At 42.1% G+C, this 24,706-nt stretch carries 20 protein-coding genes and 2 tRNA genes; 21 read left to right on the top strand and 1 reads right to left on the bottom strand.

Annotated features, from left to right (window positions below; all coding sequences use genetic code 11):
- The first annotated feature begins 10 nt into the window (after positions 1 to 10).
- The 10 genes from FH971_RS15200 to secF all read left to right on the top strand — a co-directional run bounded on the left by FH971_RS15200 (position 11) and on the right by secF (position 12,905).
- Positions 11 to 1,243 (top strand): DEAD/DEAH box helicase, encoded by a 1,233-nt coding sequence (locus FH971_RS15200; RefSeq protein ID WP_140234886.1) that lies wholly within the window; start codon positions 11 to 13, stop codon positions 1,241 to 1,243.
- 110 nt (positions 1,244 to 1,353) lie between these two features.
- Positions 1,354 to 2,160, top strand: coding sequence for a M48 family metallopeptidase (locus FH971_RS15195; protein ID WP_140235624.1), 807 nt, complete (start codon positions 1,354 to 1,356; stop codon positions 2,158 to 2,160).
- A 78-nt stretch (positions 2,161 to 2,238) separates the two neighbouring features.
- The gene (locus tag FH971_RS15190) at positions 2,239 to 2,856 is read left to right on the top strand and encodes a BamJ family beta-barrel-assembly machinery protein (RefSeq protein WP_137226220.1); all 618 of its coding nucleotides are present in this window, start codon (positions 2,239 to 2,241) and stop codon (positions 2,854 to 2,856) included.
- Between the two features lie 84 nt (positions 2,857 to 2,940).
- Positions 2,941 to 3,753 carry a 4-hydroxy-tetrahydrodipicolinate reductase gene (dapB, locus tag FH971_RS15185; protein WP_140234885.1) on the top strand — a complete coding sequence of 271 codons (813 nt, stop codon included), beginning with the start codon at positions 2,941 to 2,943 and terminating at the stop codon, positions 3,751 to 3,753.
- Positions 3,754 to 3,926: 173 nt separating this feature from the next.
- Positions 3,927 to 5,084: a glutamine-hydrolyzing carbamoyl-phosphate synthase small subunit gene (gene carA, locus FH971_RS15180; RefSeq protein WP_140234884.1), complete on the top strand. Its 1,158-nt coding sequence runs from the start codon at positions 3,927 to 3,929 to the stop codon at positions 5,082 to 5,084.
- 22 nt (positions 5,085 to 5,106) lie between these two features.
- Positions 5,107 to 8,328 carry a carbamoyl-phosphate synthase large subunit gene (carB, locus tag FH971_RS15175; protein ID WP_140234883.1) on the top strand — a complete coding sequence of 1,074 codons (3,222 nt, stop codon included), beginning with the start codon at positions 5,107 to 5,109 and terminating at the stop codon, positions 8,326 to 8,328.
- Between the two features lie 229 nt (positions 8,329 to 8,557).
- A complete protein-coding gene (greA, locus tag FH971_RS15170; protein WP_137226226.1) occupies positions 8,558 to 9,034 on the top strand; it encodes a transcription elongation factor GreA in 477 nt (158 codons plus the stop codon).
- Between the two features lie 399 nt (positions 9,035 to 9,433).
- Positions 9,434 to 10,021 carry a hypothetical protein gene (locus FH971_RS15165; RefSeq protein ID WP_140234882.1) on the top strand — a complete coding sequence of 196 codons (588 nt, stop codon included), beginning with the start codon at positions 9,434 to 9,436 and terminating at the stop codon, positions 10,019 to 10,021.
- Between the two features lie 144 nt (positions 10,022 to 10,165).
- Complete coding sequence (secD, locus tag FH971_RS15160) at positions 10,166 to 11,977, top strand: protein translocase subunit SecD (protein WP_140234881.1); 1,812 nt, start codon at positions 10,166 to 10,168, stop codon at positions 11,975 to 11,977.
- 4 nt (positions 11,978 to 11,981) lie between these two features.
- Entirely contained in the window at positions 11,982 to 12,905 is a 924-nt protein-coding gene (gene secF, locus FH971_RS15155) for a protein translocase subunit SecF (RefSeq protein WP_140234880.1), read from the top strand.
- 76 nt (positions 12,906 to 12,981) lie between these two features.
- Here the strand turns inward: secF and yhbY are convergent, their stop codons facing one another.
- On the bottom strand, positions 12,982 to 13,284 hold the full coding sequence (gene yhbY, locus FH971_RS15150) for a ribosome assembly RNA-binding protein YhbY (protein ID WP_137226235.1): 303 nt from the start codon (positions 13,282 to 13,284) through the stop codon (positions 12,982 to 12,984).
- 90 nt (positions 13,285 to 13,374) lie between these two features.
- On the opposite strand from yhbY, the gene rlmE reads away from it, so the two are divergent.
- The 11 genes from rlmE (at position 13,375) to infB (ending at position 24,664) form a co-directional block, all read left to right on the top strand.
- Complete coding sequence (gene rlmE, locus FH971_RS15145; protein WP_137226237.1) at positions 13,375 to 14,004, top strand: 23S rRNA (uridine(2552)-2'-O)-methyltransferase RlmE; 630 nt, start codon at positions 13,375 to 13,377, stop codon at positions 14,002 to 14,004.
- A gap of 45 nt (positions 14,005 to 14,049) precedes the next feature.
- Positions 14,050 to 16,023, top strand: coding sequence for an ATP-dependent zinc metalloprotease FtsH (gene ftsH / locus FH971_RS15140; protein ID WP_137226239.1), 1,974 nt, complete (start codon positions 14,050 to 14,052; stop codon positions 16,021 to 16,023).
- A gap of 70 nt (positions 16,024 to 16,093) precedes the next feature.
- Positions 16,094 to 16,927 (top strand): dihydropteroate synthase, encoded by an 834-nt coding sequence (gene folP, locus FH971_RS15135; RefSeq protein ID WP_137226241.1) that lies wholly within the window; start codon positions 16,094 to 16,096, stop codon positions 16,925 to 16,927.
- A 52-nt stretch (positions 16,928 to 16,979) separates the two neighbouring features.
- Positions 16,980 to 18,317 (top strand): phosphoglucosamine mutase, encoded by a 1,338-nt coding sequence (glmM, locus tag FH971_RS15130; protein ID WP_140234879.1) that lies wholly within the window; start codon positions 16,980 to 16,982, stop codon positions 18,315 to 18,317.
- A 139-nt stretch (positions 18,318 to 18,456) separates the two neighbouring features.
- Positions 18,457 to 19,239 carry a triose-phosphate isomerase gene (tpiA, locus tag FH971_RS15125; RefSeq protein WP_137226243.1) on the top strand — a complete coding sequence of 261 codons (783 nt, stop codon included), beginning with the start codon at positions 18,457 to 18,459 and terminating at the stop codon, positions 19,237 to 19,239.
- A gap of 4 nt (positions 19,240 to 19,243) precedes the next feature.
- Entirely contained in the window at positions 19,244 to 19,579 is a 336-nt protein-coding gene (gene secG, locus FH971_RS15120; RefSeq protein WP_137226245.1) for a preprotein translocase subunit SecG, read from the top strand.
- 13 nt (positions 19,580 to 19,592) lie between these two features.
- A tRNA-Leu gene (locus tag FH971_RS15115) sits at positions 19,593 to 19,679 on the top strand.
- 81 nt (positions 19,680 to 19,760) lie between these two features.
- A tRNA-Met gene (locus FH971_RS15110) sits at positions 19,761 to 19,836 on the top strand.
- Positions 19,837 to 20,006: 170 nt separating this feature from the next.
- Complete coding sequence (gene rimP / locus FH971_RS15105; RefSeq protein WP_137226247.1) at positions 20,007 to 20,462, top strand: ribosome maturation factor RimP; 456 nt, start codon at positions 20,007 to 20,009, stop codon at positions 20,460 to 20,462.
- A gap of 31 nt (positions 20,463 to 20,493) precedes the next feature.
- Positions 20,494 to 21,993 carry a transcription termination factor NusA gene (gene nusA / locus FH971_RS15100; protein WP_137226249.1) on the top strand — a complete coding sequence of 500 codons (1,500 nt, stop codon included), beginning with the start codon at positions 20,494 to 20,496 and terminating at the stop codon, positions 21,991 to 21,993.
- 25 nt (positions 21,994 to 22,018) lie between these two features.
- Positions 22,019 to 24,664, top strand: coding sequence for a translation initiation factor IF-2 (gene infB, locus FH971_RS15095; RefSeq protein WP_140234878.1), 2,646 nt, complete (start codon positions 22,019 to 22,021; stop codon positions 24,662 to 24,664).
- Positions 24,665 to 24,706 lie beyond the last annotated feature (42 nt).

Below are 24,706 nucleotides of genomic sequence, written 5' to 3'. Positions count from 1 at the left end.
GGCGCCATCCATGTCATTTTCAGCATTTTCGCTCGATCCAAAATTATTAAGCACATTACCTACCGCGATAATTGAGCCTAGCCGTATTCAACAATTGGCTATTCCAGCCGTACTGGAGGGGCAAGATGTGTTGGCTCTGGCACAAACGGGTAGCGGAAAAACCTATGCTTATGGTTTACCTCTATTACAACAGTTAAGCCAATTGTCTGCTGCTAGTTTGTCTGCGGTGGTAATTGTGCCCACCAGAGAGTTAGCCGTTCAAGTTATGCAAAATCTGGCTCCATTAGCACAAGCGGTAAATTTACGGGTTGATGTGTTGTGCGGCGGTGAAGCAATTGAATTACAAATTGAGCGACTCACTCAACCGATTAATCTGGTTGTTGCAACGCCGGGGCGTTTATTAGCGTTAGCGCAACAAGGTGTGATTCAATTTGACCATGTTCAAAGTCTAGTACTAGATGAAGCCGATCGATTGCTGGACATGGGATTTATCGCTGATATTAATGCACTTATTGCTTTAATGCCAAAGGGGCAACGGTTATTGTTTTCAGCAACATTGCCTGAGCCGCTAACGGCATTAGCCGAACAAATATTGTCTGCATCGTGTGTACGGATTGAAGCCCATGCTGTTAATAGTACTGTGACCGATATTGCTCAAACCCTATATCATGTAAATAAAGGCAGTAAGGCAAAAGCATTGATCCATTTAATTACTTTGCATCAATGGTCACAAGTATTGGTGTTTGTTAATGCTAAAGATGATGCCGATACATTGTGTAAAAAGTTACTCAAAGCGGGTATTAATGCGGCTGCACTTCATGGTGATAAAGAACAAGCTTTGCGAAGCCAAACATTAGCGTTGTTTAAAAGCAGAAAACTAACGGTTTTAATCGCTACAGATGTATTAGCTCGCGGTATTCATATCGACGCATTACCTGTCGTAATTAATGTCGACTTGCCTGCTCAGGCAGCAGTCTATGTTCATCGAATTGGTAGAACAGCACGGGCGGGATTAAGTGGCGTTGCATTATCATTAGTTTCACACTCTGAGTTACAAAGTTTAGATGCCATTAGAACCTTAATAGGCCAAACATTACCTTTGACCGAATTAGTAGGCTTTACGGTCACGGATAAACCGACTAGCGCAACCAGTAAGCGTGCTCCGCGTGATAAACAAGCCAATCGTCGTACGGCTAACAAACGCAGTATTAGTGATTTCAAAAAGCAAAAAACAGCACGTTAATACTTGCTTATTTATCGCATTTCAAATGGTGTTTTGCTGAGGTAGATTAGTATAAAATAAGTTAATGATGGATTAGCTTAGTGGCTAAATGAATGTTAAAAGGATGAATGATGAAACCTCTTGCGCTAACCTTATTCGTTTCTGCTTTATTGGTTGGTTGTGTTAACAATCAATCACCCACAGGGCGTGGACAAACCTTACTGTTTTCAGATGTGCAAATGCAACAGATGGGAGCTCAATCATTTGAAACCATGAAACAAAGTGAAGAAATAAGCCAAAACCAAGCGCAAACACAATATGTAAACTGTATAGCTAAGCGTATCACTGCAGTACTACCTGATCAGTCACAGCAATGGGATGTCGTATTATTTGAGTCTGATCAAGTCAATGCATTTGCCTTGCCCGGTGGTCATATTGGTGTTTATACAGGTTTGTTAAAGGTCGCTGTCAATCAAGATCAACTTGCTACTGTTATGGGTCATGAAGTGGCTCATGTGTTAGCGCAACATGGTAATGAGCAGGTCTCACGGGCTCAGTTAACCGGGTTGGGTATGCAAGTTGCCGATGCCGCAATAGGAGTGTCGGGTGTAGCCAATAAAGATTTATATATGGCCGCATTAGGTTTAGGGGCGAATGTGGGTATTATTTTACCCTTTGGTCGCAGCCAAGAGTCCGAAGCCGATATTGTCGGACTAGAACTAATGGCAAAAGCAGGTTTTAATCCTGGCCAAAGTATTACCTTATGGCAAAACATGGCCAAAGCTGGTGGTGCCCAAGGACCAGAACTTCTGTCTACACATCCGTCACACAGTCACCGAATTGATGACTTACAAGCGGCACAAAATAAAGTTATGCCACTTTATACACAGGCAAGGAAACAGTCTTTGACTGAGTGTAAAATAGCTCCGGCTAATTAATGTTTTTGCCAACATTACCAGGATTAATTGTGATAAACTCTGGTGCGAATTTTTTATGTTTATTGAGAGAAAATTATTATGTCAGATTTGTTCAGCACTATGGAACAGCATGCAAGCTACGGTGTAGGTCGTCAAATGGGCGAGCAATTAGCTGCCAATTCTTTTGACGGTATTGATATTCCTGCTGTTCAAGCTGGTCTTGCTGATGCATTTGCCGGTAAAGAAAGCGCAGTATCAATGGAAGAGCTTCAAGTTGCATTTACTGAGATCAGTCGTCGTTTACAAGAAATTCAAGAAGCTGCTTCAGAAGCTGCTGCAGCCGAAGGTGATACATTCTTAGCTGAAAATGCTAAGCGTGATGGTGTTACCGTTACTGAGTCTGGTCTTCAATACGAAGTGCTTGTGCAAGGCGAAGGTGAGAAACCAACTTACGATTCAACTGTTCGTACTCATTATCATGGTACTTTTATCAATGGTGATGTATTCGACAGTTCTGTTGCTCGTGGCGAACCTGCTGAATTCCCGATATCAGGTGTTATTGCTGGTTGGACTGAAGCATTACAGTTAATGCCAGTTGGAACCAAACTTAAATTATATGTTCCACATCACCTAGCATACGGTGAGCGTGGCGCGGGTGCTTCCATCCCGCCATACTCAGCTTTGGTGTTCGAAGTTGAGTTGTTAGATATTATCTAGTTTATTAAAAACGCCTAAGTTAACTTAGGCGTTTTTGTATATGCTGTTTTTAGATTTACTTTTAGTTAACGCTGGGAGAATGAAATGACTGCAAAAGTGAGAATTGCTGTAGTTGGTGCCAGTGGCCGTATGGGCCGTACACTGATTGAATCTGCTAAACAGCAACACGTTATCGTACTTGGCGCCGCGATTGAGCGTACTGGGTCAAGTCTAATAGGTATTGATGCTGGTGTGCTTGCTGGTGTTGGTGCTATGAACGTTACCATTACCGATTCGCTAGATAAAGTCGTCAACGACTTTGACGTGTTAATTGATTTTACCTCACCAGAATCTTCAATTGTTCACCTTGATTGGTGTGCAAAAAACCATAAAGCAATCGTTATTGGTACCACTGGTTTTAATCATGCTCAAAAAGAACAGATTAATGCCTATTCAGAGCAAGTACCCGTGGTGTTAGCTCCGAATATGTCTGTGGGTGTGAATGTGATGTGGAAATTACTCGCACTGGCTACAGAAGTCATGGGTGATTATACCGATATCGAAATAATCGAAGCACATCACCGTCATAAAAAAGATGCTCCGTCTGGTACTGCATTAAAAATGGGCGAGATCATTGCTGAAGTATTAGGCCGTGATTTAGATGAATGTGCAGTTTATGGGCGAGAAGGCATTACTGGTGAACGCGATCGTAATACCATTGGTTTTGCAACGGTTCGTGCCGGAGATATTGTCGGTGAACATACCGCTATGTTCGCTGATATAGGCGAACGCTTGGAAATAACCCATAAAGCATCGAGTCGAATGACTTTTGCTAATGGGGCGATGAGGGCGGCTTTTTGGCTCTCAGATCAAAATGCTGGTCTGTATGACATGCAACAAGTATTAGGATTTAATTAGATAATGAAAACACCAAATGTTGGTGTTTTTTTTTGAAAACAATCCTGTAAAATATAGACGTAAAAGCTAATTTCTTATACAATCGATAGAATTTGTCGAAATTTCGGATTTTATCGAAAATAGACAATTCATACAAAATAAAAAACACATAATTTAAGTGGCTTGGCTCTTTTCTGGAGGTCGCGTTGACACAGTCTGCCTTACTCGTACTCGAAGATGGAACCGTATTCTCTGGCACCGCAATTGGTGCTACCGGTATCTCTGTTGGTGAAGTTGTTTTTAATACTTCTATGACAGGTTATCAAGAGATTCTTACGGATCCTTCATATTCACGCCAAATAGTAACATTAACCTATCCTCACATCGGTAACACAGGTACTAATGATGAAGACACAGAATCGGATTCGGTTCATGCATGTGGCTTAATTATTCGTGACTTACCGCTTATGGCGAGTAATTTCCGCAACCAACAATCATTAAGCGATTATTTAAAAGCAAATAATGTGGTTGGTATTGCAGATATTGATACTCGCAAACTAACTCGAATTTTGCGTGAAAAAGGCGCTCAAGCCGGTTGTATTATGGTTGGAGACCTAGACGAAGCAAAAGCCCTAGCGGAAGCGAAAGCATTCCCTGGCTTGAAAGGCATGGATTTAGCTAAAGAAGTGACTACCGATAAAGCTTATACATGGCGCAACGGTAGCTGGAAATTAGTCGGTGGTTTACCGTCTGAAACACCAGAATCGGAACTCAAGTATAAAGTTGTCGCATACGATTACGGTGTAAAACGTAATATTTTACGGATGTTGGTTGATCGTGGTTGTGATGTAACGGTAGTACCAGCGCAAACATCTGCTGCAGATGTGCTCGCCATGAAGCCTGATGGAATATTCCTATCAAATGGTCCTGGCGACCCTGAACCATGTGATTATGCAATTGAAGCCATACAACAAATTTTAAAAACAGACATTCCAGTGTTTGGTATTTGTTTAGGTCATCAATTACTTGCTTTAGCCTCTGGTGCGAAAACCTTAAAAATGAAGTTTGGTCATCATGGTGCAAACCATCCGGTGAGCAATATTGAAAAAGGCAACGTGATGATCACCAGTCAAAACCACGGTTTTGCTGCAGATGAAACCACATTGCCTGCAAATATTAAGGTTACGCATAAGTCGTTATTTGATGGTTCATTACAAGGTATTCACCTAACGGATAAACCAGCGTTTAGCTTTCAAGGACACCCTGAAGCGAGTCCTGGGCCAACCGATGCCGCGCCGCTGTTCGATCATTTCATCGAGCTAATTGAACAATACCGTCAGCACGCTAAGTAGTTATCTGGGAGAAGACGACGCAATGCCAAAACGTACAGATATAAAAAGTATTCTTATCCTAGGTGCCGGTCCAATTGTTATTGGGCAGGCGTGTGAGTTTGATTATTCAGGTGCACAAGCCTGTAAAGCGCTTCGCGAAGAAGGCTATCGCGTGATTCTGGTCAACTCTAATCCCGCAACGATTATGACCGACCCTGAAATGGCTGATGCAACCTATATCGAGCCAATTCATTGGGAAGTGGTACGTAACATCATTGCTAAAGAACGACCTGATGCAATTCTACCCACAATGGGTGGGCAAACTGCACTAAATTGCGCACTTCAACTTGAAGAAAAAGGTGTGCTAAAAGAATTTAATGTTGAAATGATTGGTGCGACAGCTGATGCGATTGATAAAGCTGAAGACCGTAGCCGTTTCGACAAAGCGATGAAATCCATTGGGTTAGACTGCCCGCGAGCGGGTATTGCTCATAATATGGATGAAGCTTATGGCGTATTAGATATGGTGGGCTTCCCCTGTATTATTCGTCCGTCTTTCACCATGGGTGGCAGCGGCGGTGGTATTGCCTACAACAAAGAAGAGTTTGAAGAGATTTGTTCTCAAGGCTTAGACTTGTCGCCAACTAACGAATTATTGATTGATGAATCATTAATTGGTTGGAAAGAATATGAAATGGAAGTGGTTCGTGACCGCAACGATAACTGTATTATCGTATGTGCTATCGAAAACTTTGACCCAATGGGCGTTCACACTGGTGACTCAATTACGGTTGCGCCAGCACAAACGTTAACTGACAAAGAATATCAATTAATGCGTAATGCTTCTTTAGCGGTTTTACGTGAGATCGGTGTTGAAACTGGTGGTTCAAACGTACAGTTTGGTATTTGTCCTGATACTGGCCGAATGGTTATTATTGAGATGAACCCACGAGTATCACGATCATCAGCTCTAGCGTCTAAAGCGACTGGTTTCCCTATTGCTAAAATTGCCGCTAAGCTTGCTGTTGGTTACACATTAGATGAGCTTAGTAACGATATTACAGGCGGTAAAACACCTGCATCGTTCGAACCTGCTATCGATTATGTTGTGACCAAAATACCACGTTTTAACTTTGAAAAGTTTGCTGGTGCAAATGACCGTTTAACGACTCAAATGAAGTCTGTGGGTGAAGTCATGGCCATTGGCCGTACTTTCCAAGAATCATTGCAAAAAGCGTTACGCGGCCTTGAAGTGAGTCGTAACGGTTTTGATCCGATTGTTGATTTACAATCTCCAGAAGCCATACAACGTATTCGCCATGAATTAAAAGAACCGGGTTGTGACCGTATTTGGTACATCGCAGATGCATTTCGTGCAGGTTTAAGCCGTGATGATATCTTCACGCTAACTAATATTGACCATTGGTTCTTGGTTCAAATTGAAGATTTGATTACCCAAGAAGCAAAAGTCGCTGAGCTTGGGATGTCAGGATTAGAGCAAAACTACTTACGCCAATTAAAGCGTAAAGGTTTCTCTGATGCGCGTTTAGCCGATGTGTTAGGTGTGAATGAAAGCGAAATTCGTAAATTACGTCAACGTCATGAAATTCACCCAGTTTATAAGCGTGTCGATACTTGTGCAGCTGAATTCTCAACTGATACAGCTTACATGTATTCAACGTATGAAGATGAGTGCGAAGCTAACCCATCGAACCGTGAAAAAATCATGATTCTGGGTGGCGGTCCTAACCGTATTGGACAAGGGATTGAGTTCGATTACTGCTGTGTTCATGCAGCATTAGCACTACGCGAAGACGGTTATGAAACCATTATGGTGAACTGTAATCCTGAAACCGTATCAACCGACTACGATACATCTGACCGCTTATATTTCGAACCCGTCACGCTTGAAGACGTACTCGAAATCGTGCGTATCGAAAAACCAAAAGGTGTAATCGTACAGTATGGTGGTCAAACTCCCCTTAAACTAGCACGAGAATTAGAAGCAGCAGGCGTACCGATTATTGGTACCAGCCCGGATGCAATTGACCGTGCAGAAGACCGCGAACGTTTCCAACAAGCGATTCAACGTTTGAACATGAAACAGCCTGAAAATGCGACAGTAACTACTGTAGAAAGTGCTGTGATTGAAGCTGAAAAAATTGGTTATCCCTTGGTTGTTCGCCCATCTTATGTATTGGGCGGTCGTGCGATGGAAATTGTATACGATAAGCAAGATTTACTCCGCTACTTTAACGAAGCGGTCAAAGTATCTAATGCATCGCCAGTATTACTTGATCACTTCTTAGATGATGCGATTGAAGTGGATATTGATGCAGTGTGTGACGGTGAGACTGTGGTGGTTGGTGCCATTATGGAACACATTGAACAAGCTGGGGTTCACTCTGGTGACTCAGGATGTTCATTACCACCTTACACCTTGAGTGCTGATATTCAGGCGAGAATGCGTGATCAAGTGTCTAAACTGGCTTTTGAATTAGGCGTGGTCGGTTTGATGAACGTGCAGTTTGCAGTAAAAGATAACGAAATCTATATGATTGAAGTTAATCCGCGTGCCGCACGTACAGTCCCATTTGTGTCTAAAGCGACAGGCGTGCCGCTAGCTAAAATAGCAGCACGAGTTATGGCTGGCCAAAGTTTAATTTCACAGAACTTCACTAAAGAAGTGATTCCACCGTATTTCTCTGTGAAAGAAGTGGTATTACCGTTTAATAAGTTCCCAGGTGTTGATCCGCTATTAGGCCCAGAAATGCGCTCAACTGGTGAAGTGATGGGCGTGGGTGATACTTTTGCTGAAGCCTATGCAAAAGCCCAGCTTGGTGCCACATCTGAAGTGCCTAAGTCGGGCCGTGCGTTATTATCTGTGCGTAACAGTGATAAAAAACGCGTTGCCGATTTAGCTTCTAAGCTAATTGAGCTAGGTTATGAAATTGATGCCACTCATGGAACCGCGATTATCTTAGGCGAAGCAGGGATTAATCCTCGCTTGGTTAACAAGGTACATGAAGGTCGTCCACACATTGTTGATCGTATTAAAAATGGCGAATATACCTACATTGTTAATACTACAGAAGGTCGTCAAGCGATTGTCGATTCTCGACAGATCCGTCGTGGTGCATTGCGTTATAAAGTCAATTATACTACGACATTGAATGCTGCCTTTGCGACCTGTTTAGCGCATGCTGCAGATGATCGTGTCAAGGTGACTTCTATACAAGAGCTACACAAACGTATAAAAAGTTAATTTTTACTGTGTGGTCGTGATTAAGGTCGCCATTTGGCGACCTTTTTTATGACATTTTGATGAAGCATGACTAGCAAGTCTGTAAAAGCTTAGGTAAGCTGTTGTCATCATCGAAAAGATGCATCCTAGATACGCACGCTAAGTCGGTTGCGTACTTCCAACTAAATTTTTACTGTGTTGACTTTTGTCAGCACGGGATGCTTTTGTTTTTAAAGGAGACAAAGTCATTATGAGTAAGGTCCCAATGACTGTAGTTGGCGCAGACCAATTACGTAAAGAACTTGAAATGCTAAAGTTCGATCGCCGTCCAAAAATTACAGAAGCAATTGCTTCTGCACGTGAGTTGGGCGATTTAAAAGAGAATGCCGAATACCATGCAGCCCGTGAAGATCAGGGAATTTGTGAAGCGCGTATTCGCGATATTGAAGGTAAGTTATCTAACGCTCAAATTATTGATGTCACTAAACTGGAAAACACTGGACGAGTCATTTTTGGCACCACTGTGACCATTTTAAATATTGATACCGATGCTGAAGTGACTTATCGCATTGTCGGCGATGATGAAGCCGATATTAAACATAATTTAATTTCTGTTAATTCGCCCATTGCACGTGGATTAATTGGTAAAAGTGAAGGTGATGAGGTTTCTATAACCACGCCTGGCGGATTAACTGACTATGAAATTATCGCGGTTAAATACCTCTAAATGAGCGGTTATTGCCATTTGGAATATTGATAAATTGTTATTAATGCCTCGGTTTAAGACGAAAAGGCCTCTTATGGACAAATTCAACCCAAACTAAAACAATACTGTCTAACTGAAAGCACTAAATAACATTATTTAGTGCTTTTTTTGTTTACTGTAATGAATATTTAAACAGATCAGATATTGGATAATTATTGGTATAAAGCATAGAACATGGATGAAAATTCATTTGCAGATTAAAGGTGCAATGGATATTCTCGGCATGTGTTAAGTTGATGTGTTGTTTCTGATGTTACTTAGTAAATAACTATATTGATCTGTAAAAGTAAGTAAATAGCTTTGTAAGATAAGTGCATAGCTTTGTATGATAAATAAATTGATTTGCAACTTAAGGTCATTATGACGTTTCCATGGGCTCGTATATTGCTAATGCTGATTATTGTGGGGTTGTGTTCAATCTTCCTTACCAATAGTCGTGTGCTAGTTTTAGCATCTATGCCATTTGATTCATATTATAGTCATTCTTGTTCATATGATCAGGACTTAACGTCAAAGGAACTCCGTTGTGAACCGCAAAGCAATACTTATTCTGATACTACCTTTTCTTCAATTGAAAATGCGAATGTAGACTTATCTACTGTACTTAGCGACACTCTTACTGATGTGAGCAGCTCAATATTGGACTACGCTAGAGATCTGTCATCAACGAATGTTATCTCTGAGCCACCTAATTCAAACGATGTCCATTATGTGCCCACTTATTCTGCACGATATATCAGCATAGCTCAGCATCAACCCGACGAAACAAACCCTAATTATGTGTTGGCTTATGAATTTGTTTCTCCACCAGTACCGAGCTTAACCATAGGTTATCAAATTAATTTTAGTCCCCAATTGGACTGGACATTGTCAACCGCGTCAGGCCCCTCAAGACTTTCAGCTTGGAAAGAGTCTAATTTACTTTTCGTTCACGCTCACACCTGCTAACTAAATCCTGCATTAATGATAAATGTCATTAGCTTTGCTAATGAGTTTTACTGTGGGTCGATGATTTAGGTCAATACTGTTCATCACTCACTATGCATTTTAGATTGTGGCTTAAATGGCCTCAATATTGTGGGATCAAGCGTTATGAAAATATCATCAAAAAATAGTAGATTAAATCATTATTCTCAATGGAAATATTGGCTTTTAATTATCACCCTAAGTGTCCTGTTTTTGAGTGCATTACCTTCTTGGTTTGGGGAAGAGCCTGCGGTTCAGCTTGCTGTTAAATCGCAACATTCACTGACAACAGAACAAATCCACCATACATTGCAACAAGCTGGCATAAACAGTAAACGCATTGATCAGCAACTAGACAATGTCTTGGTGGTATTAGCTGATACAGATGATCAAACACAAGCTAAAGAGGCTTTGATTAAACAGTTTGGACAGCAAGCCCAAGTGACTTTGGCGTTATCACCTGCTGCGCCAAATTGGTTATTAGATTTAGGTGTTAAACCCATCAAGTTAGGATTAGATCTTCGAGGAGGCGTGCAGTTTCTGCTGGACGTGGATCTTGACCTCGTATTTAAAAATCAAGCCGTGATGATTGGCGATGCCATAAGACAGTTTGTTAGAGAACAACACTTTAGCAGAGTGTCAGTGGATTCAGGCGAGGGTGCGGCATTAGCTATCAATGTCGTTAATGACGATGTTCGTGGGCAATTAAGGCAATTTATTGCTCAGAAATATCCGTTGTGGCAAGTGAGTGGGCACCAACAAACACTGAATGTGAGTTTACCTGAAAATGAGCAAATCAAGTTAACGAATTTAACGGTTCAGCAAAATTTACAAATTATGCGTAGCCGGATTGAAGAGTTAGGGATTACCGAAGCATTAGTACAGCGTCAAGGTGAAAATCGTATTCGCATTGAACTGCCTGGTGTGCAAGACCCCGCAACGGCTAAAAATGTCATTGGTGCCACTGCAAGTTTAGCATTTTACCCTGTAGTTCAGACAGGTTCGGTCAATGCTATTGTCTTTAACGACGAACAAAATAAACCTGTTTATGTTAACAGAAGCCCGGTACTTAACGGTGATCACATTATTGATGCTCGTGCCGCTACCGGCGACTTTGGTATGGCAAAAGTGAACATCAGCCTTGATGCTGCGGGTGGTAAGCTAATGTCGGACTTCTCTCGCGACAATATAGGCAAGCCTATGGCAACCGCATACAGCGAGTTCAGCCGTGATGATCAAGGTAAAGCCATACAAACGACAAAGATAATCAGTGTAGCAACCATTCAAAGCCAATTAGGCAATCGTTTTGAAATAACAGGTGCAGGAAGCCATCAAGAAGCTCAGCAGCTTGCATTACTGCTAAGGGCTGGCTCAATGACTGCGCCTGTTACGATTGTTGAAGAGCGAACCATTGGCCCCAGTTTAGGTGCTGAAAACATCGTTAACGGTTTTGCGGCATTAGCATTAGGTATGGCGGTGACATTATTATTTATGGCGTGTTGGTATCGTCGTTTAGGCTGGGTCGCTAATGTGGCGTTAATTGCCAACATGGTGATGCTATTTGGATTGTTAGCGCTTATTCCTGGTGCGGTATTAACCTTACCTGGTATTGCGGGGTTAGTGCTTACTGTCGGTATGGCAGTAGACACGAACGTACTTATATTTGAGCGGATTAAAGAAAAAATAGCAGAAGGTCGGAGTTTTGCCAGTGCAATTGATGTGGGATTCGATAGTGCCATATCAACTATATTTGATGCTAATTTCACCACAATGATTACTGCTATAGTGCTGTTTTCAATTGGCAATGGTCCCATTCAAGGTTTCGCTTTAACCCTAGGGTTAGGTTTATTAACCAGTATGTTTACTGGTATTTTTGCCTCTCGGGCATTAATTAATCTTGTTTATGGGCGTGATACTCGTCGCGCAATTAAGGTGTAATCCAATGAACTCAAATCCTTTAAATAACAGCTCAAATCAACTGCAATCTTTTACCAAATGGCGTTATACATCAAGCATGATATCCATTGTGTTGATGTTGTTTTCATTAACGGTAATTGGCGCAAAAGGTTTTAATTGGGGGCTCGATTTCACCGGTGGTGTTGTCACAGAAGTGCAATTAGATAAGGTTATTACAGCAAGTGAAATTCAACCATTAATGACGGCTGCATATCAACAAGAGGTTAGTGTTATTTCGGCCGGAGAGGCCGGGCGTTGGGTATTGAGATACGCAGATATTCCAGATGAAAATCAACGCCCAGAACTGCAAGCTGTATTAGCACCTTTAAATAGTGACATTAAGATATTAAACAGTAGCATCGTTGGACCACAAGTAGGGCAAGAATTAGTTGAACAAGGTGGACTGGCATTATTGATAGCTATGCTGTGTATCATGGTCTATTTGAGTTTTCGATTTGAATGGCGTTTAGCTTCAGGCGCATTATTTGCGCTAATGCATGACGTAGTGTTTGTATTGGCTTTTTTTGCTCTGAGTCAAATGGAATTCAATTTAACCGTGTTGGCGGCTATTCTGGCTATTTTAGGTTATTCGTTAAATGATTCGATTATTATTGCCGATCGAATCCGTGAACAACTTATTGTTAAGCCGCAATGGAATATTACTGATATTAATAATCTTGCCGTTAAATCGACGTTTTCAAGAACCATGGTCACATCCGGCACGACCTTATTAACGGTTGTGGCTTTGTGGATTATGGGAGGATCGCCGCTTGAAGGGTTTTCTATTGCGATGTTTATCGGTATTTTAACCGGTACATGGTCATCAATTTCGGTTGGAGCAACCTTGCCTGAGTTTTTAGGATTAAAAGCTGAACACTATATAGTGGCACCCGTGCCTGATACTCCATAGATATGTGCGTATGAATTATTCTTCATAAAAAAGCCGCTGAAATCAGCGGCTTTTGTTTTTGAATTCAAATATCGCGTTATTTTTTTGCTTTTGGCAAAGCAATCTTCATTTCTGCCGAATGGCGGAAAAGAACTAATACATGACCGATAAGTTGCACTTTCGCAGACTGCGTTTCACGAATAATGGCGTCAACGATGGCATTTTTAAGCTCTCTGTCAGCAGAGGCTACTTTCACTTTAATCAATTCATGATGAGTAAGAGCGCTATCAATTTCAGCCAGAACACCTTCAGTTAGTCCATTGCCACCAAGCAGCACCACTGGTTTTAGACTGTGTGCCAGACCTTTTAAATGCTGTTTTTGTTTGGTTGTTAAGTTCATTTTTACCAACTTTTGCTGAGTTACTGTTGAAAAACGCGTATTCTACCCTTATATAGAGCTTATGTAACTCTGAATCGTTGCGGAATTTAAATGACAACAAAAAAACGAACGGCAAGTTCAAGTCGTTGGATGCAGGAACACTTTGATGATCACTATGTGAAACTGGCCCAGAAACGAGGCCTACGTTCACGTGCAGCATTTAAGTTAGAAGAGATCCAACAAAAAGATAACTTGATTAAACAGGGGATGACTGTTGTTGATTTAGGTGCTGCACCAGGTGGTTGGTCACAAGTGGCTGCCAAATTAACGGGTGATAGAGGCAAAGTTATCGCGTGTGATATCTTACCAATGGACCCCATTGTTGGTGTGGATTTCCTTCAAGGTGATTTTAGAGAAAACAAAGTACTCGAAGCATTGCTTGAGCGTGTAGGTCAAGATAAAGTGGATGTGGTACTATCAGATATGGCTCCGAACATGAGTGGTTCGGGTGCTGTTGATCAACCGAGGGCTATGTATTTAGTTGAATTAGCGCTAGATATGTGTCACCAAGTGTTGGCGCCTAATGGCTGTTTTGCTGTTAAAGTCTTTCAGGGGGAGGGCTTTGACGACTACATGAAAACAGTCAAACAGGCATTTAAAGTAGTTAAAACACGTAAACCAGACTCCTCTAGAGCGCGCTCTCGAGAAGTCTATCTAGTGGCGACTGGTTACAAGTTGTAGTAGTCTAACGTTAATAATCGCAGGACTGTTAAGAGGTCGAGTAATTTGAGTGACATGGCTAAAAATTTAATACTCTGGGTTGTCATCGCTGTTGTGCTGATGTCAGTGTTTCAGGGTTATTCCCCCTCTTCTTCGAATACGCAGAAGATGGATTATTCCGCCTTTTTGGACAATGTTCGAAATGGTCAAATTAACAAGGTCGAAATAAAAAGCGACCAACGAACCATTGAAGGGACAAAGCGTACTGGTGAAAAGTTCACCACTATCATGCCGATTTATGATCAAGATCTAATTAATGATCTAGATAGAAAGGGTATCGACATGAAAGGGCAAGAGGCTGAAGAATCAGGCTTTTTAACCCAAATATTTATTTCATGGTTCCCAATGTTATTGCTCATAGGGGTGTGGATATTCTTCATGCGTCAAATGCAAGGCGGCGGTGGAAAGGGCGCAATGTCATTTGGTAAAAGTAAAGCCAAATTGATGAGCGAAGACCAAATTAAAACCACATTCGCTGATGTTGCTGGCTGTGATGAAGCAAAAGAAGAAGTGAAAGAACTGGTTGATTATTTACGTGATCCTACCAAGTTTCAAAAATTAGGCGGTCGTATTCCTACGGGCGTGTTAATGGTTGGACAGCCTGGTACAGGTAAAACCTTGCTAGCTAAGGCTATTGCTGGTGAATCCAAAGTGCCATTCTTTACCATTTCAGGTTCTGATTTTGTGGAAATGTTTGTCGGTGTTGGTGCTTCTCGTGTTCGTGACATGTTTGAACAAGCCAAAAAATCAGCTCCATGTATTATCTTTATCGATGAAATCGATGCCGTAGGTCGCCAACGTGGTGCAGGTGTTGGTGGTGGTCACGATGAACGAGAGCAAACATTGAACCAGTTACTGGTTGAGATGGATGGTTTCGAAGGTAATGAAGGCGTTATTGTCATTGCGGCAACTAACCGTCCAGACGTACTCGATTCTGCACTACTTCGTCCAGGTCGATTTGACCGCCAAGTTGTGGTCGGTTTACCCGATGTTCGTGGTCGTGAACAAATCCTTAAAGTACACATGCGTAAAGTGCCTTTATCGGACGATGTTAAAGCAAGTGTTATTGCCCGCGGTACCCCAGGGTTCTCTGGTGCAGACTTAGCAAACCTTGTTAACGAAGCTGCGTTGTTTGCTGCTCGTGGTAATCGTCGTGTAGTCGGTATGGAAGAGTTTGAACGTGCTAAAGACAAAATCATGATGGGTGCTGAGCGCCGTTCTATGGTGATGTCTGAAGAAGACAAAGAGATGACGGCTTATCATGAAGCCGGACATGCTATTGTTGGTTGCTTAGTGCCAGAACATGATCCAGTACATAAAGTGACAATTATTCCACGAGGACGTGCATTAGGTGTTACTTTCTTCTTACCTGAAGCTGATGCTGTTAGTCAAAGCCGTCGCAAATTGGAATCACAGATATCCGTTGCTTACGGTGGACGTTTAGCAGAAGAGCTTATCTATGGTAGTGAAAAAGTGTCTACTGGTGCTTCACAAGACATAAAATACGCTACTTCAATTGCTCGTAACATGGTTACGCAATGGGGCTTCTCAGACAAACTGGGTCCATTACTCTATGCCGAAGAAGAAAATGAAGTTTTCTTAGGACGCAGTATGGGTAAATCAAATGCCATGTCTGGTGATACTGCATCATTAATTGATTCTGAAATCAAAATGTTTATCGATAAAAACTATCAACGTGCACAAACCATGTTGACAGAAAATATGGATATTTTACATGCGATGAAAGACGCATTGATGAAGTACGAAACGATTGATTCGTTACAAATTGATGATTTAATGCATCGACGTGAAGTGCGTATGCCAGCTGAATGGCAAAAAGATGAATCATCTGACGATAAAGACAATGGCAATACCACGCCTAAGTCTGAAGTTGAAACGCCAGTGGATGACGCTAAAACCGACACTAAAGTCGACAATAAAGCCGATTCGAATGATGCGGATGAATCACCAGCTAAATAATTAATTTAGTGAATAAAGAAAACCCCGAAAGGGGTTTTCTTGTTTTTAGCCTTTATCAAGGAAAACTAATTTGTTTCAATTAACTCATGCTAAGAAAACCCTCGATTTATCATCTCCAGTTGTAATGGGGATTGTTAATGTCACCCCCGACTCTTTTTCTGACGGCGGTGCTTATTCTAATGTTGAATTAGCCTGCAAACATGTCGACCACATGGTTGAGCAAGGTGCATTAATTATTGATGTGGGTGGCGAGTCAACTCGTCCAGGTTCCGACATCGTTTCAGTGGAAGAAGAACTGGCACGTGTTATTCCCATTATTGAATACACCGCTAAAAAATATGATGTATGGATTTCGATAGATACCAGTAAACCTGAAGTAATGGAGCAGGCAGTCAATGCAGGTGCCAATATGATTAATGATGTGCGTGCATTGCAAGTAGCTGGAGCCTTAGCAATGGCTGCAACCTTAGATGTGCCAATTTGTTTAATGCATATGCAAGGTGAACCTCAAACCATGCAAGAGAAACCTGAGTATCAAGATGTAGTTGAAGAAGTAAAAGCCTTTTTCGAACTGCGTATTGCCTACTGTGAAGCGGCAGGTATTGATCGTGAGCGTCTAATTCTTGATCCAGGTTTTGGCTTTGGCAAAACTTTAGCGCATAATTACCGCCTATTAGCGACATTACCTTCCTTACATGAATTTCATTTACCTTTATTGGTCGGATTGTCACGAAAAAGCATGATTGGGGACTTGTTAGGGCGTGCTATTGATCAACGCCTTGCGGGTAGTCTTGCTGGAGCACTTATTGCAGCTCAGCAAGGTGCGCAGATAATACGAGTTCATGATGTACCCGAAACTGTTGACGTACTTAAAGTCATGTCTGAAACAATGGCTAATTTGTAGTTTTGTCGATATAACACGTTGTATAAAAAGTGATTAACTTAAGTGGGGACCTGTGAAACAAAGACAATTTTTTGGAACCGATGGTATTCGCGGCAAAGTAGGGGCAGGCAAAATGACCCCCGAATTGGCATTGAAGCTCGGTTGGGCCGCAGGACGAGTATTGTCGCGAAATGGCACTCAAAAAGTGATTATTGGTAAGGATACTCGTATTTCAGGTTACTTATTTGAATCGGCTTTAGAAGCGGGATTATCTGCCGCCGGGTTAAATGTTTTATTACTTGGACCCATGCCGACACCTGCAGTAGCTTATTTAACTCGGACATTTCGTGCTGAAGCGGGTGTGGTTATTAGTGCTTCGCATAATCCATATTACGATAATGGTATCAAGTTTTTCTCAACAGATGGCAGTAAACTCGATGATGATATTGAGCTTGAAATTGAGGCTGAACTTGAAAAACCATTAGTGTGTGTTGAATCTCACTTATTGGGTAAGGCCCGCAGAATCGAAGATGCTGCAGGACGTTATATTGAATATTGCAAAGGGAATTTCCCAGCAGATCAAACTCTTGAAGGTTTAAAAATTGTGGTTGATTGTGCCCATGGTGCAACTTATCACATAGCCCCCAATGTATTTCGAGAACTTGGTGCGGATGTGATTGCTATTGGTGATAAACCTAATGGTTTGAATATCAATGATAAAGTGGGTGCAACATCAATGGCCAAAATATGTGAAACTGTATTAGCTGAAAAAGCTGATTTAGGTATCGCATTAGATGGTGATGGCGACCGTATTATGATGGTCAATAGCCACGGAGAGGTAATTGATGGGGATCAAATTTTATATATTCTAGCCGTAGATGCCCAAAAACGTGGTATTTTGAAAGGCGGTGTAGTGGGCACGTTAATGTCTAACCTAGGGCTAGATTTAGCATTGCAAGCGCTTAATATTCCATTTGTTCGCTCGAAAGTGGGTGATCGGTATGTCATGGAAATTCTTAAAGAAAAAAACTGGCGTATCGGCGGAGAAAATTCGGGCCATATACTCAATCTTGATCATGGCACCACAGGTGATGGTATTGTTGCAGGTATTTTAGTGCTAGCAGCGATGCGACGCCAAAATTCGTCACTTGAACAATTAACCGAATCAATGAAGATGTTACCGCAGGTATTGGTGAACGTTAGGTTTGAAGGAAACTCGAATCCGTTGGATACTGATGCAGTAAGATTAGCCCAAGCTGATGTTGAGCAACAATTAGGTTCTCGTGGACGAGTATTATTACGCAAGTCGGGTACAGAACCGTTAATTAGGGTGATGGTTGAGGGTGATGATCATCCACAAGTGCTTGCACATGCAAATCGTATTGCTGACGCCGTAAAGGCAGCATGTTAATTATCTGAATATTCAGTTATGTTGTTACGCGCTCAAAAAGTAGACGCTTCGACAGATTATCTGAATTATTCCCCTTTTAGCTCTTGTAACTTGATAAGTGGTTCGCTATTATTCACGCCGCTTTCAGAGGAGATAATGAATGGCACTCAGACGTCCTATGGTCGCTGGCAACTGGAAAATGAATGGTAATTCGGCATTGGCCCAAGAACTTTTCAAAAAGTTTGCTACAAAGCTCCAAAATGATTCCGCTGAAGTGGTTTTATGTCCGCCTTCAATTTATCTTGAAAGTGTTCGGCAACTGCTTGAAGCCAATAAGCAAACCTTAGATGGCGCGCTTGTGAGAATGGGCGCACAAAATCTTAGTCAACATGATTTTGGTGCGTACACCGGTGAAATGTCCGGGCAGATGCTAAAAGATTCTGGATGTCGATATGTTATTATCGGCCATTCCGAACGTCGCCGTATGTACGGAGAGACGAGTAATATAGTGGCAGAGAAGTTTGCCGCAGCGCAAAAAAATGGTCTGACACCGATTTTATGTGTAGGTGAATCTGGACCGGCTCGTGAAGCAAGACGTACCTTTGAGGTGATTGCGGAAGAGCTTGATATAGTAATTGAAAAAAACGGTACCATGGCTTTTGATAACGCGATTATCGCCTACGAACCTTTATGGGCAGTAGGTACAGGTAAAAGCGCTACACCAGAGCAGGCACAAGAAGTACATGCGTTTATACGCAGTCGCCTCTCTGAAGTATCTCCCTTCATTGGCGAGAATATCAGAATTTTATACGGTGGTAGCGTCACCCCAAGCAATGCGGCAGATATATTTGCCCAGCCTGATGTTGATGGCGGCTTGATTGGCGGTGCCAGTTTGAACTCAAGTGAGTTTTTAAGTTTATGTACCATAGCGATGAGCGCGTAATAATATGTACGAAGTTCTTATAGTTGTATACTTGGTGGTAGCGTTAGGCCTTATCGGCTTAATTTTAATTCAACAAGGAAAGGGTGCCGATATGGGCGCATCTTTCGGAGCCGGTGCTTCAGGCACATTGTTCGGTTCAAGCGGATCAGGTAACTTCCTGACTCGCAGTACTGCAGTATTAGCCATTGGTTTTTTTGCATTGAGTTTAGTGATTGGTAATTTAAGTGCTAATCATACTCAACAAAATGATCAATGGAATGATTTAGGTCCAGCAGCAGAGCAAATCATTGACGATGCGCCTGTGCAAACCGAACAGTCAGAAACAAAAATTCCTGACTAGTAAACTAAATATCGCCGAGGTGGTGGAATTGGTAGACGCGCAGCCTTGAGGTGGCTGTGTCTTAACGGACGTGCGGGTTCAAGTCCCGCTCTCGGCACCATTATTTAACTAACAAATCATGGATTGAGTTTGATTAGTTATTGCAAGATATAGTGTAAATCAATATACTTGCATCAGTTGACGCGGGGTGGAGCAGTTGGTAGCTCGTCGGGCTCATAACCCGAAGGTCGTCGGTTCAAGTCCGGCCCCCGCAACCAGCTCCTTGTAATTTAACTTTGAAAGAAGATAAATTACAATTTACAGGTTTTATAATAAAATAACCTCGTGATTACGGGGTTTTTTGTTATATGGACTTTTAAATATCCGTGCTTTATGCGGATTGCTATGGGGCTATTAGCCCTTTTTTTGTTTTTTTTGGGGGTCATTTTTGGCAACGATAGAATCCAAGCTAGTTGAGATGTTAACGGTACCCGTTGAAGCATTGGGCTTTCAACTATGGGGCATAGAGTATATTCAAGCTGGTCGTCATTCAATATTACGTGTTTTCATTGATCACGAGAATGGCATCAACATTGAAGACTGTGCAGAAGCCAGTCGTCAAGTTAGCGCAGTTATGGATGTTGAAGACCCTATTTCTACAGAATACACATTAGAAGTATCTTCACCTGGCGTAGATAGACCTTTATTTACCGCTGAGCAATATGCGGCCTACGTGGGTGAAGATGCAAAAGTACAGTTGACTATGCCTGTTGCGGGTAGTCGTAATTTAAAAGGCGTCATTAGTAGCGTTGATGGGCAAATGCTCACCATCACTGTTGATGGTAAAGACTTGATTGTTGCTTTGGATAATATCCGTAAAGGCAACATTATCGCTAAGTTTTGATAGTTTCAGGTGAAGAACGAGGCAAGACCAAATGAATAAAGAGATCCTGCTAGTCGCAGAAGCGGTTTCCAATGAGAAAGGCGTTCCCCGTGAGAAAATTTTCGAGGCGCTAGAAATTGCACTGGCCACTGCTACAAAGAAAAAATACGAAGGCGATATTGAAGTTCGTGTTGAAATTGACCGTAAAACGGGTCATTACGATACGTACCGTCGTTGGATGGTAGTTGATGACCATGGTGAACCACTAGAGAACCCTTATAGTGAAATTACCATTGAAGCTGCGCGTTATGAACAACCTGATATCCAGCCAGGTGAATACATTGAAGATGAAATAGATTCAGTTGTCTTTGACCGTATTACGACGCAAACAGCAAAACAAGTTATCGTTCAAAAAGTTCGTGAAGCCGAGCGTGCGCAAATTGTTGAACAATTTATTGAGCGTGAAGGTGAAATTGTTACTGGTATCGTCAAGAAAAGTACCCGTGAAAGTGTGGTTGTCGATTTAGGCAATAACGCAGATGGCGTGATATTTAAAGAAGACTTAATTAGCCGTGAATCTTTCCGCCCTGGTGATCGTGTACGTGCTTTATTGTACTCAGTACGTCCAGAAGCGCGTGGAGCACAGTTATTTTTAACTCGCAGTAAGCCTGAGATGTTAATTGAGCTTTTCCGTGTTGAAGTGCCTGAGATTTACGACGAATTGATTGAAGTTATGGGTGCTGCTCGTGATCCAGGAGCTCGAGCTAAAATCGCCGTTAAATCAAATGACCGTCGCATTGACCCTATTGGTGCTTGTGTTGGTATGCGTGGCGCACGTGTGCAAGCCGTATCAAACGAATTAGGTGGCGAGCGAGTAGATATTGTGATGTGGGATGATAATCCTGCACAATATGTGATCAATGCCATGGCACCTGCTGATGTAGCCTCTATCATTGTCGATGAAGATAATCACTCAATGGATATTGCTGTGGAAGCAGATAGTTTGGCACAGGCAATTGGTCGAAATGGCCAAAACGTTCGTTTAGCGACTCAACTGACTGGTTGGGAATTAAATGTAATGACAGTTGAAGACTTGAATAAGAAACACCAAGCCGAAAGTGCAAAGGTGATTGACTTGTTTGTAGCTTCTCTGGATGTAGATGCAGATTTTGCAGCCGTGTTGGCTGATGAGGGATTCACTTCGTTAGAAGAAATTGCTTATGTCCCAGAATCTGAACTATTAGCAATAGAAGGTTTTGACGAAGATATCGTTGAAGCACTACGTGAACGTGCAAAGGCGGCAATCTCAACAAGAGCATTAGCGTCTGAAGAAGCGTTAGACGGTGCAGAGCCAAGTGATGACTTACTAGCATTGGAAGGATTAGAAAGACATTTAGCTTATGTTCTTGCGAGCAATGGCGTAGTGACTTTAGAAGACTTGGCCGAGCAAGGTATTGATGATTTACTTGATATTGAAGAATTAACAGAAGAAAAAGCAGGTGAGCTCATCATGGCTGCCCGCAATATCTGTTGGTTTGGCGAAGAAGCATAAGTCGATCAACAGGGGGATTTAATTGATGGCAGATACAAATATAGAAAAATTAGCAACAGAAGTGGGCAAATCAGTCGAGCGACTAATTGAGCAATTCTCAGAAGCAGGTATGAGCAAGAAGAAACTCGATACCGTTTCAGAAAATGAGAAGAAACAACTTCTTGATTATCTAAAAAAACAGCATGGTGCAGATACTGTACCGACTAAAATGACATTGCAGCGTAAAACTGTGTCAACATTAAGTGTTGCAAGCACTGACGGTCAGTCAAAAGACGTTAAAGTGGAAGTCCGTAAAAAGCGCACTTTCGTTAAACGTGATGATGCAGAGTTAGCAAAACAAGCTGAATTAGAAGCTCAAGCCAAGGCCAAAGCAGAAGCTCAAGCAAAAGCGGAAGCTGAAGCAAAAGCCAAAGTAGCGGCAGAAGCGAAAGCAACTGCAGAAGCGAAGAAAAAAGCGGAAGCCGAAGCCAAATTGAAATCAGAAAAAGTAAAAGCTGAGCCTAAAGTAGCCAAAGTTGCTGACCCAGAAACGGCAGCAGCAAAAGCAGAGGCCGAGCGTTTAAAAGCGACTCAAGAAGCTGTGTTAACTCAAAAGCAAAAAGATGAAGCTGCTAAAGCTGCTGAAGCTGCACGTTTACTTGCAGAAGTAAACTCAAAGCGTTGGGCTGAAGAAGAGCGTCAACGTTTAGAAGCTGAAAAAAATGGTGATCATCACATCACAACATCTAAAGTTGCTCGTGCAGCAGAAGACAGTTCAGATGCTGATGACGAAAAACGTGGTCGTCGTGCTCGCAATAAAAACGCCAATAAAAAACGTGGCGGAAAAGATGCTCGTGACGGACGCGAAAAACACATGCGTAACCGCAGCACTGCACCAGAATCTATGGCGCATGGTTTTAATAAACCTGCAGCAGCTGTTAGTCGTGATGTGCGTATTGGTGAAACTGTAACCGTATCTGAATTGGCTCATTTAATGGCAATTAAAGCCACTGTGATCATCAAGCAAATGATGAAAATGGGCACTATGGTGACAATTAACCAAGTACTTGACCAAGAAACAGCGCAAATGGTTGCAGAAGAACTCGGTCATAAAGTGGTACTTATTCGTGAAAACGAACTTGAGCATCAAGTTCTTCAAGACCGCGATGACAACATTAAACTAGAATCACGCGCACCGGTTGTGACTATCATGGGTCACGTTGACCACGGTAAAACATCGTTACTCGATTATATTCGTCGTGCGAAAGTAGCATCTGGTGAAGCCGGTGGTATTACTCAGCATATTGGTGCATACCACGTTGAAACTGACAACGGCATGATTACTTTCCTTGATACTCCTGGTCACGCGGCATTTACGTCAATGCGTGCTCGTGGTGCTAAGGCAACTGATATTGTTATTTTGGTTGTAGCTGCTGATGATGGTGTAATGCCACAAACGATTGAAGCGATTCAACATGCTAAAGCGGGTAATGTACCGTTAATTGTTGCTGTTAACAAAATGGATAAGCCAGATGCTGATCCTGAGCGTGTTAAGAGTGAGCTGTCTCAACATGGCATTATGTCAGACGATTGGGGCGGAGATAATATGTTCGTTCATGTATCAGCTAAAACTGGTATGGGCGTTGACGAACTATTAGAAGGCATCTTGCTTCAATCTGAAGTATTAGAACTTAAAGCTATACGTGATGGAATGGCAGCGGGTGTTGTTATTGAATCAAAACTTGATAAAGGTCGTGGCCCTGTGGCTACTGTCTTGGTCCAAGAAGGTACATTACGTCAAGGTGATATCGTTTTATGTGGTTTAGAGTACGGTAAAATTCGTGCGATGAATGACGAAAATGGTCAATCTATCACTGAAGCAGGTCCTTCTATCCCGGTAGAAATCTTAGGTCTTTCTGGTGTGCCGTTAGCTGGTGATGAAGCGACAGTTGTACGTGATGAACGTAAAGCCCGTGAAGTAGCATTGTATCGCCAAGGAAAATTCCGCGATATTAAATTAGCACGTCAGCAAAAGTCTAAGCTAGAAAACATGTTTGCCAACATGGAAGAAGGCGAAGTACAAGAACTGAATATCGTACTTAAAGCGGATGTTCAGGGTTCTCTTGAGGCAATTTGTGAATCATTAGCTAAACTGTCTACTGATGAAGTGAAAGTGAACATTATTGCTCGCGGTGTCGGTGCATTAACTGAAACTGATGCAACATTAGCTGCAGCTTCTAATGCTATTCTGGTCGGCTTCAATGTCCGTGCTGATGCACAGGCACGTAAGACTATCGATTCAGAAAGTGTTGATTTACGTTATTACAGCATCATCTACAACTTAATTGATGAAGTTCGTGCTGCAATGACAGGTATGTTAGCACCAGAATTTAGACAAGAAATTATCGGTCTTGCTGAAGTTCGTGATGTATTTAAGTCTCCTAAAATTGGCGCTATTGCTGGTTGTATGGTTACCGAAGGGATTGTTAAGCGTAGTGCACCAATTCGTGTTCTACGTGATAACGTGGTTATCTTCGAAGGTGAACTTGAGTCATTACGTCGCTTTAAAGACGATGCTCCAGAAGTCCGTAATGGGATGGAATGTGGTATTGGTGTGAAGAACTACAATGACGTTCGCGTAGGAGACCAAATTGAGGTCTTCGAAACAGTCGAAATAGCTCGCACCTTATAAGAACCAATGGAAGGGCGGCTTTAGCCGCCCTTTTTGATTGTA

It is taken from the genome of Shewanella polaris (assembly GCF_006385555.1).
GTDB lineage: Bacteria > Pseudomonadota > Gammaproteobacteria > Enterobacterales > Shewanellaceae > Shewanella > Shewanella polaris.
This window is presented reverse-complemented; position numbering and strand designations above follow the sequence as displayed.